11 protein-coding genes and 1 riboswitch are annotated in these 12,208 nt (G+C 42.2%); of the genes, 3 read left to right on the forward strand and 8 right to left on the reverse strand.

Translation table 11 applies throughout. The features are described from left to right. Positions 1-480: 480 nt before the first annotated feature. Complete coding sequence (gene trxA, locus IM500_RS09190) at positions 481-813, forward strand: thioredoxin (protein ID WP_190722553.1); 333 nt, start codon at positions 481-483, stop codon at positions 811-813. Here the strand turns inward: trxA and dprA are convergent. From dprA to IM500_RS09230, 8 genes are all read right to left on the reverse strand, one after another. Next, positions 810-1,958 (reverse strand): DNA-processing protein DprA, encoded by a 1,149-nt coding sequence (gene dprA / locus IM500_RS09195; RefSeq protein ID WP_190722554.1) that lies wholly within the window; start codon positions 1,956-1,958, stop codon positions 810-812. The two genes, trxA and dprA, sit on opposite strands and share 4 nt — an antisense overlap. A 388-nt stretch (positions 1,959-2,346) precedes the next feature. After that, entirely contained in the window at positions 2,347-2,685 is a 339-nt protein-coding gene (locus tag IM500_RS09200; RefSeq protein ID WP_190722555.1) for a type II toxin-antitoxin system PemK/MazF family toxin, read from the reverse strand. Further along, positions 2,675-2,914: a hypothetical protein gene (locus tag IM500_RS09205; RefSeq protein ID WP_002797650.1), complete on the reverse strand. Its 240-nt coding sequence runs from the start codon at positions 2,912-2,914 to the stop codon at positions 2,675-2,677. The genes IM500_RS09200 and IM500_RS09205 overlap by 11 nt, the downstream gene beginning before the upstream one ends. Positions 2,915-3,234: 320 nt before the next feature. Beyond that, positions 3,235-5,796, reverse strand: a complete 2,562-nt coding sequence (locus IM500_RS09210) for an SUMF1/EgtB/PvdO family nonheme iron enzyme (RefSeq protein ID WP_190722556.1) — start codon at positions 5,794-5,796, stop codon at positions 3,235-3,237. 186 nt (positions 5,797-5,982) lie between these two features. Beyond that, a complete protein-coding gene (gene cobI, locus IM500_RS09215; RefSeq protein WP_125731454.1) occupies positions 5,983-6,687 on the reverse strand; it encodes a precorrin-2 C(20)-methyltransferase in 705 nt (234 codons plus the stop codon). After that, positions 6,684-7,310: a precorrin-8X methylmutase gene (locus tag IM500_RS09220; RefSeq protein ID WP_190722557.1), complete on the reverse strand. Its 627-nt coding sequence runs from the start codon at positions 7,308-7,310 to the stop codon at positions 6,684-6,686. The genes cobI and IM500_RS09220 overlap by 4 nt, the downstream gene beginning before the upstream one ends. 1 nt (position 7,311) lies before the next feature. After that, complete coding sequence (gene cobG, locus IM500_RS09225; protein ID WP_190722558.1) at positions 7,312-8,736, reverse strand: precorrin-3B synthase; 1,425 nt, start codon at positions 8,734-8,736, stop codon at positions 7,312-7,314. A gap of 56 nt (positions 8,737-8,792) precedes the next feature. Beyond that, positions 8,793-8,951: riboswitch (cobalamin riboswitch) on the reverse strand. Continuing rightward, a complete protein-coding gene (locus IM500_RS09230; protein WP_287738171.1) occupies positions 8,922-9,470 on the reverse strand; it encodes an NERD domain-containing protein in 549 nt (182 codons plus the stop codon). (Overlaps the previous riboswitch by 30 nt.) Positions 9,471-9,533: 63 nt before the next feature. Between IM500_RS09230 and cbiE the strand changes: the two genes are divergently transcribed. Beyond that, positions 9,534-10,802 carry a precorrin-6y C5,15-methyltransferase (decarboxylating) subunit CbiE gene (gene cbiE / locus IM500_RS09235; protein WP_190721578.1) on the forward strand — a complete coding sequence of 423 codons (1,269 nt, stop codon included), beginning with the start codon at positions 9,534-9,536 and terminating at the stop codon, positions 10,800-10,802. A 470-nt stretch (positions 10,803-11,272) separates the two neighbouring features. Then, entirely contained in the window at positions 11,273-11,905 is a 633-nt protein-coding gene (locus IM500_RS09240) for a Uma2 family endonuclease (protein ID WP_190721576.1), read from the forward strand. The last annotated feature ends 303 nt before the right edge of the window (positions 11,906-12,208 follow it).

The following is a 12,208-nucleotide window of genomic DNA, read 5'->3' on the forward strand; positions in this document are numbered from 1 at the left end:
TGTCAGTCTGTAGAGCGACCATAAGACCAGAACAGAGTAAATCTGTTAAGGCAGGTGCGGAACCCCGCAAGGGAAAGAAGCAGAAACCTAAATCGTGAGGTTTGGGAATCACCGTCCGTTTACGGCGGTGAGGATGTCAAAATCAAACTCAGGTTAAGCCTAGATAAAATCGCTGACTTTTCGGGTTTTTCTTCCAGAAAATTTTATCTGGCTGCCATCACCCATCCTTGACTCGGGCAATATTACAAAACTTTATCAAAAAAAAGTCAAAATAGAGCCTCTAGGGTTATAAAATACAAGAATGCCCCTTGTGAAATTGATCCAAGAAGCTACCTCTGATGCAAGTTAAGGCCTCTATAGTGGATTTAGAGCTAGTTCTCGTCCTTTTCACCAGTGGAATGTCAACATCGCACCACGAATCTCTAGAACGGAATTTTTGCGTATTCTAGATAACCGTGATTACTAGAGGATTTCTTAAGTATGTCAGAGGTTCCTGCCGTTACAGATGCCACCTTTATAGAAGAAGTGTTAGATAGTGCCGACCCTGTCCTAGTGGATTTCTGGGCTCCTTGGTGCGGCCCCTGTCGAATGGTGGCTCCCGTTGTCGAAGAAATTGCCGAACAGTTCAAAGGGAAAGTCAAGGTGGTGAAACTCAACACCGACGAAAACCCCAATATCGCTAGTCAGTACGGGATTCGCAGTATTCCTACTCTGATGATCTTCAAAGGAGGTCAAAAAGTTGATATGGTGGTCGGGGCTGTACCGAAAACCACTTTAGCTAATACCCTAAATAAACATTTGGGGGTTGACTAGGTTTTCTGGTAACGCATACCGGGTAACTGAGTCACTAAACCCATTAATTCTAATTCCAATAAGATCCCCGCCACTTCTGAGGTGGGGATTTGCATTTTTTGAACAATAATGTCAAACAACAGGGCATCTCTGTCAAATAACTGATACACTTGTGCTAGTCTAGGTTCTAGATTGACTGGAGGAGCAGCATTAACGACCGGGGATGTCTCTAGAGGGAGTGAAGGGGAGAGATTAACCGGTGCGGATTGGTTCGCGGTGGGAATTGCCCCCAACATTTCTAATAATTTCTCCTCAGAAACGATAATTTCTGCCCCCTGATGAATCAGTTGTAAACAACCCCTAGCGGCAGCAATATCGGGAGAATTGGGTAAAGCATAGATATCGCCGCCAAATTCGTTAGCATAACTGGCCGTGATCAGGGAGCCTGACCTTTCGGGGGCCTCGATAACAATAGTCGCGCGACTTAAACCGGCGATAATGCGATTACGACTGGGAAAATGGGCTTTATTCGGTTGAGTTGCGGCGGGATGTTCACTAATGACTAAACCCTGCTTTTGGATGTCCGCCTGTAGCTGCCGATGACGACTAGGATAAACCACATCGACCCCCGTTCCCAAGACGGCAATCGTTCTTCCCCCCGCTTTTAAACAGCTTTGGTGTGCCTCGCCATCAATTCCTTCGGCCATACCAGAAACAATAGTAAATCCCTGTTGGGCCAAAAGGGTACTTAAGCGCCGCGCCCAGCGCCGGCCGTGATCCGTGGGGTTACGAGTACCCACAATGGCGACGGTGGGGATATTTCCCTGATTTTCCTCTAAATTGACCTTTCCTTGATAGTAAAGTAAGGGGGGAGGACTGGGAATTTCCCAGAGAAAGCGGGGATATTCTGGGTCGCTAGGAGTCCAAAAAAGGGGGTTTTTCTGGATATGTTCGGCGAAAAGAGCTTCTGGGTCAATTTGCGATCGCCCTTCCCGTACCGCTACCATTAACTTTTTGCCAAATCCCGCCCCTTCTGCGATCGCAGAATCGGAGGCATTCCAGGCCACAGCGACACTGCCAAAATGCTGATAGAGTCGCTTCAGGGAAATTGGCCCAACTCCAGCAATACTTGACCATGCTAACCAATAAACGCGCTCGTCTGTCAATTTGAAAGGCTCCTCAGACAAAGTAATATTTTCAGTCGGTTAAAACTGACTGCGGCCAGATGACCCTAATTTATTTTAATCTTGCCGGAATACTTTCCATTAGTTGTTGAGGTATTGTTGAGCCTCGTCCATGTCTTTCACTTTTTTAACAGGTGAATAAGTTGTTCTTGATCTTCTGGGGGAAGTTGTTCGGTTGCCTCTAGTATTTCTGTAAAAGTGGCTTGAGTCATGGTTTTAGTTGGTTATAGCGGTCTTTGGAGCCAATTGTAGCAGTAACGGTAGAATATTTTAGTATAGCTTAACGGATATAACAGACAAATTTATTGTAATTTAAAGCTAAAAACTGCGTTAAATAATGCCCCCGAAGAAATCAGTGATCGTATTTTTTTTAAGAACGTAGAATATCGGACAAAATATCTACAATTAAGGTTTGGTTTTTTAATGATAATGAGCCTAGTTCACGCTGAATCAGTGAAGAGCGAAGTGTTACTAAATGATCAAGTCTGATGGCTGACGATTGGCGAAGACCACTGATCATAAAATCTGGATTTTCTGGTCTCAGAATAATATCTGTATGAAGGGGATTTTCTGGAATACGACTGGTAATTAGGGCAAAGATAATGTGTTGATAGCCTCCAATTTGATTGGTTAGGCAATAAGCAGGACGAACCTTACTGGAAGATAAATCGTCGAAGGGAAATTGAATTAATACAATTTTACCCTTCATTAGTTACAGGTTGTCCATCGTTAAGGGTATAAATATCTTCTTCGGTATCTTGCAGAAAAGCAAAGCTAGGGTTATGGGAAACGGCATCTAGCCAGTTTTTTTCGTTCAGTTCATCCTCCGACATCAAAAGAATGACGCGCACAAACCGATCTTTTTCTTGGGGAATAGGATGATCAAGTTGAATTTGCCCTTGGGTATTGAGGATACCAGTGGTTTCAATCGCACGCATAGCAAAACCTAAAAGAAGTGATTCGATCCTAACATTAAAGTAACCATAAAAAGCGGTGATGGCTAACTACAGCGATCTCCATTCTCAGGCTCCCCCTATGGCTCTCCTCGACTTTGTGTGATAATCATTGCTTATCATTCCTTGTAGTCTTGCCAGACAAGGGTTTAAAGACTATATTTCCAGAAAATTATCGGCTGCATCTCCTATTTGTGACTTTCCCTCATCTATAGGTGAGCAGCAGAAGTTATTCAAAGAGGGCGAATGCAATTGGCCCCTACAATAATATTATTGCGCCAATGGTGGCTCCCAACTGATAACAGTTAACTGTTAACTGATTGGGGGAGATCGCACACAACACGAAAACCGATATCGTGGTTGCAAATTTCGGCAACGCTTCTGCCTCGATATGCTGAACTACAGACCAAAGGGTCGCGGCACCACGAACCGCCACGCCGTATTATTGATGACGCATTAGTTATATTGTTATCTCTCCATGCAAGACTGCCATTTTCTCTAATATTGTCTGGTTTGTCAGCATAACTTTCATGATGTTGATCAGCACACCATTCCCAAACATTGCCGTGCATATCATAAATTCCCCAGGGATTAGGCCGCTTTTCCCCAACAGGATGGGTTGTATTATTTGAATTACCATCAAACCAGGCATAATCTCCTAATTGATTTTCATCATCGCCAAAACTAAATCGGGTTTCAGTACCAGCGCGACAGGCATATTCCCATTCTGTTTCTGTAGGCAAACGGTAGTTTTTTCCCGTTAACTTGCTCAGTTGTTTACAAAAGACTTCAGCCTCATTCTGAGTAACAGATTTTACTGGTTTCTGGGGATTTCCTGAAAACCTTGAACTAGCTTTTCCCATCACCGCTTGATACTGTGCTTGGGTGACGGGATATTTGCCTATCTGAAATGCTGGCACAATTACTTGATGTATCGGTTTTTCATCTTCATACTCATTAGAACCCATGTTAAATTTACCAGCGGGTATATCCACCATTTCTAGGTTAAAGTTTGGTAAAATTACAGTTTCAGTTTGCCGAATTACCCTGGGCGATACTTGTAATAATTTATCAACCTTTACCTCTGCCAAGCTAAATTTAGAGTTAGCTGCCGATTTTTCATGACCGTAAGCCATTAAAGCTTTAAGCTTAGTATGACTAGCCCAATAGCGAATCGACTCTTCATATTCTTGGGTTTTTTCTTCATCTAGTGCAAATTCTTCTAATTTTGCTAAAATTTTCTTATCATTTTCTAAATCTGACAATAACAATGGCCATTTTAAACTAATCGCAGTAAATTTACCTAACTGTTCAAAAGTTAGAGAAGGAACTAACAAATTATCATTCTCATCTCGCTCCTCAAAAAATAAACCAGTTTCATTAGCGATATAAACCTTGAGACGAAAGACATTGATAAAGTGTTTAATCCGTCGCGGATTGTAATCCAATGCGGGAGCTACCATCATAATGACATTCCGCACTGTTTGGGAATCTCTATTATCAGATTTGTTGACTTGAATCGCTTCTAATCGCTTAATTACAGATGCTCGTGCTTTCTCTTTTTCGGTTTGTTCAGATTCTATCGAAGGATTATCTAGAGACAAGTTTTTTAAATCACTTGTCTGATTACTTGTTGCAGAAGTGAGATGCTTTTGCGAATTATTTCTCCAGGGTAAAGCTAACTTAAACTTACCCCAGAATGACTGAAAAAATGTAAAACGAGGTTTAGCTGGCTGTAAATTGGGAGGAGTTGAAGTAGCAAGCTGAATCAAAAAACGCTCAAAATCTGACCGGGATGGTTGGGGAACTAAAAAGGGAAGCTGGACAAACTTTTCAATAAAGGTATAACCATAAGCTAACCCTTTATTAGCACTACGTCTCGCTAAAATATCAGGATCAATTTCTGTGGTTTCTGACGGTAAATACTTGAGAATGTTTTCGTATTTTACCGCTAAACTAGCGGCTACTTTTTCTCTGTCCATTCCTAAAATAAACACCACTGAAGGATCATCAGCAATCATCAAGTTAATCGCTTGCATCAAGTCCGCTGATTTTGGATGTTCACAACGATCTAAATCGTCAATAAATACATATACTCGATCATTGCCAACATAGGCATCAACAATTTTAGCAAAATCTTCATGAAATTCTTCTACAAATGCCGATTGTTTTTTATAATCTGGGGCTTCTATATATTTAATTAGGTTGTTTTTAGGGTTTTGAAGTAACCTTTGAAAATTTCTCGATAAACTCTTAATACCAGCGAAAATTCCTGCTCCTGATAAGGTGACACCTCCAGCGGTAAATAATAATTTAAAAACTGAATTAATTTTGCTCCAAAAAACATCTTGAGAGGTTGTTGTTCCGATTAATTCGTTAATTCCTTCAACTCCATAAACGATTAAAATAAAAGGAATGGCAATTGATGCACAAATCACAAAAATTATTACTGGTAAAGCTTTAATTAATTCAAACAAGCCTTTTTCTAGGTTAAAACGCAATAATTGTAATTTAAAATATCCTAGGATAATTCGAGGTAAATCTCGCCAATTTTTGGGCGTAGAAATCTGCTTAATAAAAGACAGCGCAAAAGCCGCCCATACCGACTCCGCCTTATCGTGTCGCCAAGCATTAAACCAAACCGTCCGACCTCCTTTTTTTCGTAAATATTCCTCCAACATTTTCATAAAAGAAGACTTGCCACTACCCCACTCTCCCTCAACCGATAAAGTTAGGGGTGGTTGTGTCTGCTCATGCAACAAAAATTCAGCGATCGCTATTACATAAGGCTCAAATCCGAGGGCATCATTATTAGTAGCTTGATCGCTGACGCTAGTATTGCGGATAGATTCAGGAGAATCGGACATGGTAGTTATTTTTAGGTGACAGAGAATGGAGAAGAAAATAGATTACCTTATCAATCCGAGAAACGCTGTATATAACCCCCTATGCAACAAAAAAAGCAACGAAGAAAAGACATTTTTATAACATTATCTAAACCCTATAGGTTCTGTCAGGTAGGGGATAGAAGATTTAACTTAGTGTCTATAGAGTTATTGGGGTTTAGTTTTACTAGGAATCAGAATTAATGACCAGTAAGTAGCAGCCTCTGGATCGACTTCTGTAATCGGAATAATTTGCTGATTGGGTAAGGTTGCTCGTTCGATGTAGAGGGCGCGTTCTAATAATCCTAATTCATCGAGAATATTGCGAACTTTAGCGAAATGTCTGCCTAATTTAATAATCGCCGCTGCATCAATAAATACTAGGCGATCCCGCAATATTTCCGCCTCTAAAGTAGCGGGCATAATACTAAATACGTCATTTCGATAAGTAATAGGTACACCCAGCATTGCTGCACTTGCCATCACTGAAGAAATACCCGGCACGACTTCAATTGAAAAGCGATCGCACAAGCGATTAAAGATATACATAAACGTGCCATACAACATCGGATCGCCCACACATAGCACCGCCACATCTCGACCTAAGTTTAACTGTTCGGCGATATTTTCGGCGGCAATATCATAATGAGGTTGAGAACTGCGCTCGACACTAAAAGGTAAAGGCATGGGAATTTCTATCTGCTCGGGACGGATAAAATCCGACACAATTGCCCGTGCCAAAACTTTGCCACTTTCTAAGGTAGGATAAGCAATTACCGGAACAGTTGTGAGAATCCGGTGTGCTTTTAGCGTCAACAATTCGGGATCGCCGGGCCCGATTCCTAATCCATAAAGTTTGCCTAATTTATTCATAATTCGTTCTCTTTTGCTAAAGCATTGACTGCTGCTGCTGCGATTGCGCTGCCTCCCCTACGTCCGTGCAGGGTAATAAATGGCACACCACGACTATTAGTTGCTAATTCTATTTTCGACTCTGCCGCTCCCACAAATCCCACGGGAAAGCCTAAAATCAAAGCCGGTTTATCTACATTTTGATCGAGCAATTCTAGTAGGCGAAAAAGTGCGGTTGGTGCATTACCAATGGCTACCACTGCTCCAGCTAAATGAGGTCGCCAAAGTTCTAAAGCGGCAGCGGAGCGGGTATTATTAATTTGCCGTGCCAACTCGGTCACTTCTGGATAATTGAGGGTACAAATAATCGGATTATCTTTAGGTAAACGCGCTTTGGTAATGCCATTAGCGACCATTTGAGAATCACAGAGAATGGCTGCACCCCCAGCGAGGGCATTTCGTCCGATTTTAACTGCGTCCGGTGATGCTTCTAAATCTTTTGTTATGTCTGTCATCCCACAGGAATGAATTAGACGAACCGCCACAGGAGCTAAATCATCGGGGAGATTTTCCCAGTTAGTTTCAGCCCGAATAATAGCAAAAGATTTGCGGTAAATTTCCTCACCATTCTTAATGTATTCCATTCTATTTATCTAAAATTTTCGAGTTTTGGGAGCTTAAAATTTGGGCTATGAGGGGGGGAATCTTGGCAAATTCTCCCTCAAATATGGGTGTTTCTAAGAACTTTTGACTATCACCCACATAGACTTGATAAGCTTCTAGTATTTGGCCATTTTCCTCGATGGTGGTTCCTAAAAGGGTAATTTCGGCTGGACCCGGTTGAGCGCAGGATTTAGCACAACCCGTCAAATGAATATTAACAGGAGAATTGCAGGTTAAGCGTTCTTTCAAATAATCTGCCAAGAGAGAAGCATGAACTTGAGTTGCAGTGGCCGCTGCCGCACAACCCGGTTTACCGCTACAGGCAACTATCCCCGCATCCCATCCAAGAGAAGCGGATAATCCTAAGAATGCCAGTTTTGGCAACAATTCTGACACTTTTTCATCGGGAATATCGGGTAATATAACAGTCTGCCAAGGGGTTAATCGTAACTGACCACTGCCAAAAGTTTCTGATAGTGTCGCTAATCCCCATAGTTGATTAGCCGTCAATTGTCCTAATCTTAATGATAGACCAATATAAGATAATCCGGGTTGCTTTTGAGGATGAATTCCCAGATGAAAATAGGGTTGAGTAGAATGGGCAGCCTGCCGGTATTCTTGCCCTTTTATTATGCCGGTAGAAGTCCGATGTAATTGGGAGTTAACTTGTTCGAGATATTTGGCCAATCCCCAATCTTTGAGCAGGTGTTTCATCCGAGGTTTTTTACCCTTGATATTGGGGGTTTGTTGAACATAATCGACATAAACCTTTACTAGAGCTTTGACCACAGCTAAACAGTTTTCTGGCTCAATTAATAAGTCCGTGTCATAGAATTGTTTATCTCCTCCGAGGGCTAATCGAAAGCAAACAAGAGAAGTTAAATTTGTCGGATTATTGACGGTAATTGCCGATAGCTGAATCTCGTTATAGCGGTGTTGCCAGGCCATAGTTGAACCAGTGCCAATTCCCACTGCACCACCGCCATCGATCCCGATACTAAATTTAGGACTTAGTTGGGCAATTGATGGATAATTTTGGATAAAATTATCTAATTCTTGGACTAATGGACGAGTATCGATCGATTCTTGGCAGTCAATTCCAGCCGTGGGACTGGACATGATGTTACGCAGATGATCGATACTGGGATTATGGGCAGCTAACCCTAATTTTTGCAGGGTTTGAAATTCTTCTAAACTGGGGGATTTTTGCAGTCCGCGAATTTGCAGATTTGCCCGATTGGTAACTTGTATTGTCGTCTGCCATTGTTCGAGCCAAGTGGCGATCGCTTTTCCCTGTGGAGAATTGAGCCATCCACCGGGGGTGCGGAGACGAATTAAAAACCCATCCTGGGCAGCAGTTCCATAAAATAAACCGGGACAAGCATTTGCTTCAACTAACCAATTCACCGTTGTTTGTTCTCCATGCGACGCAGAGAAGTAGTTAGAAAATTATTTGTCTATCTACCGATTAAAAACTTGTAATTGGCATTCTGACTCGCAAGGAAAAAGGGAAGATGTACTCTTTTTACTTTTTACTTGATTACAGCTGCGGCACAGTACCAGAATTGCACTGGACTTTCCCAAAGACAAGCTTAAATATTATACCACGTTTTCGGTTGAAACTCAGCATCGTTAAGAATCGCTACATTTTCCCCCCTTTGTGCCAAGACAAATAAACCTTGACGATAAGCATATTTATCCGCTCCTTCTTCGATTTCAATGCCTGCTACTGCCCCATATAATTGTTTGTGGTTATATTCTGGGAAAAATTGCCTAAATTCGGTTAGATTCTTGATTAATTCTTTGACATCATCTACACTTAAACTACTTTTGACTTCCACTACTAGCACATGATTTTCATTAGTTACTAACACATCAATTTCTAGGGTTTTACCGTCGAGACGTTTTCTGACTCTTTGACTAACTTGATGTACGGGAATCTGACGATTTAAAAATAAAGTCTCACAAGCTGGGGCTACCATATTTTCGACAAAACGTCCCCATTTACCCCCAAGATTACCAATTTCTTGACTGAGTCTGGTAATTTGGCGATCAGTTGCTTGAAAGCGTCGCTCGGTTTCTTTTTGAGCTTCTACTAATTCGGCTAATAATCTCCAAACGTCATCGGCGGTGGTGGTCATAATTTTTCCTCTAAATTAACTTGACACTAACCCGATTATATCTTGTTTGAAGGATAGAGCCTGATGGCAGATAATGAAATAGTAGCGATTTTTTTTAATATGGCGGATCGCAATTGTAAGTCGAAATGGCTATCGATCATAGGAATTGGTGAAGATGGCTTAGAAGGGTTAAGTTCGGTGGGGCGAAGTCTGCTTTCTTTAGCATCAGTTATTGTCGGTGGTGAACGACATCTGGCAATGTTACCCCCAGAGGATCAACGGCAAAAACTGCTCTGGACTTCTCCCATCCAAGACTCTGTTAACGAGATTATCCGCCTTCGTGGTCAATCCGTCTGTGTTTTGGCCAGTGGTGATCCCATGTGCTACGGGATTGGTGTCACCCTCACCCGTCAGATTCCCCCGGAGGAAATGACGATTATTCCCTCTCCTTCTAGCTTTAGTCTTGCCTGTAGTCGTTTGGGTTGGTCCCTGAGTGAAGTGGAAACTTTGAGTTTGTGCGGTCGGCCTCCGGCTTGGTTGAATGGGGTGCTTTATCCCGGCGCTAAACTGCTGGTACTGAGCGCCGATGCCCAGACTCCGGCGATCGCTGCTCGGCTGCTCCGGGAGGGAGGTTTTGGCGAAAGTTCCATCACGGTTTTAGAACATCTAGGGGGAACCCGAGAACGCCACATTCAAGGCATCGCCAACGATTGGCAATTTACAGATCTGGCGGATTTAAATGTCATCGCCATTAGCTGCATCTTCTCCCATCCCCCCACCCTGGCGCCGCGCCTTCCCGGACTGCCGGATTCTGCTTACCATCATGACGGCCAGTTGACAAAAAGAGAAGTTCGTGCTATCACTCTGAGTAGATTGGCTCCCCTACCCGGACAATTGCTCTGGGATGTGGGGGCAGGTTGTGGTTCCATTGCCATTGAGTGGCTGCGTAGCGATCGCCGTTGCCAGGCTATTGCGATCGAACATCATCCCACCAGATTACAATACATTGCCGATAATGCCGCCGCCCTGGGAACGCCCCACCTGCAAATCGTCGCCGGAATCGCACCGAGCGCCCTGGAAGATTTACCGCAACCGGACGCTATTTTTATTGGTGGCGGTATCACCACACCCCAGCTATTGGAAACCTGTTGGTTAGCCCTGCGCTCCGGGGGTCGTCTTGTTGCTAACACTGTTACAATTGAAAGCGAATTAGTCCTCTTGCAATGGCATAGTAAATTAGGGGGGGAACTGCTGCGAATTGGCATTGAAAAAGCCGAACCGGTCGGCAAGTTTTTAGGTTGGAAAGCAATGGCCCCCGTAACCCAGTGGACTGTTCTGAAACCGAGATTGTAAATCCTTGATTTTCTCCTCGATCTCTCTTGTAAAAGTTGTAGATAGAACTTTTTGCTCTAATTCCTCTTCTTCTGGGCTTTGTCGATAGACTAAACCGCCACTCATCTTCTTGTCCTAATTCCAGTTGATAGTCTTATTATAATTATAGTTACCAAAATTAGACAAAAATTTTCTAGGAACCAACGAAATTTTCAATCGTTATCATCAAAAAAATTCAATCTTTATTGTCCAATGCACAAGTTATACTAAATCCGTTGAGTATATGCTACATATCAAGACAGGCAAAAGGCAATAGGCAATAGGCAATAGGCAATAGGCAAAAGGGAGAATAAATAATCATTCTTTAATAACCGGATTTAGTATTATCTTATTTGTCAATATTTTTGTCATAATTGCTACATAATACAAATGCTCGCTATAATAGAATTAAGTTGTTGACATTTTCTAGTTTTCACTTTTTACTTAGTCTCATGGTTTCGCAACTAGATAAAACTAACGTCACTGAAATTATCTACCCCGATAGCGATGGTCAACCCATGGCGGATAATACCCTGCAATTTCGTTGGATTACGACAATTAAAACTAATTTAGACTGGCTATTTCGCCAGCAGTCTGATGTCTTTGTTGCGGGTGATTTACTCTGGTATCCTGTGGAAAATGATAATAAACTGCGTCAAGCACCGGATATCATGGTGGTTTTTGGGAGACCAAAAGGGGAAAGGGGTTCCTATCGACAATGGCTCGAAAATAATATTAGTCCCCAGGTGGTTTTTGAAATCATCTCTCCGGGTAACACCCTCACGGAAATGGCCAAAAAACAGCTATTTTATCAGCGTTATGGGGTCGAGGAATATTATCTTTATGATCCCCATAAAAACGATGCCAGTGGTTGGATAAGAGGCGAAAATCAGCTAGAAATTCTAGAAACTCTCGATAATTGGGTTAGTCCCCGTTTAGGCATTCGTTTTCAGTTAGGAGAACCGGAAATGTTGCTTTTTTATCCCGATGGACAAGCTTTCACTAGCTATAATCAGGAAAAACAACGAGCGGAACGATTAGCCAATAAACTGCGGGAATTAGGCCTTAATCCTGACGAAATCTAAGTTTATCTCTTAATCGCAGTTTAAAGTTAATATTTATTAAGAGAAAAATAAAAAATAGCCATAGTGGGCTATAGGTATTTTCAGTATGATAAATCCATACTAAGTCCTTTGAGTGCGGATTTATACTAAATCCGGTTATTAAAAACTGATTATTTATTTCCCCCAACCCTACCCCGATGTCGGGGGGGTTGGGGGGTTGCCTTTTGCATGAGCAGAAAACGGGTTTCTCCGAGAAACCCGTTTTCTGTGCGTTACTCAACGGATTTAGTATTAGTATAATATTGTCAACATACCAAGACAAAA

It is taken from the genome of Microcystis sp. M179S2, assembly GCF_020245805.1.
Classification (GTDB): Bacteria; Cyanobacteriota; Cyanobacteriia; order Cyanobacteriales; family Microcystaceae; genus Microcystis; species Microcystis aeruginosa.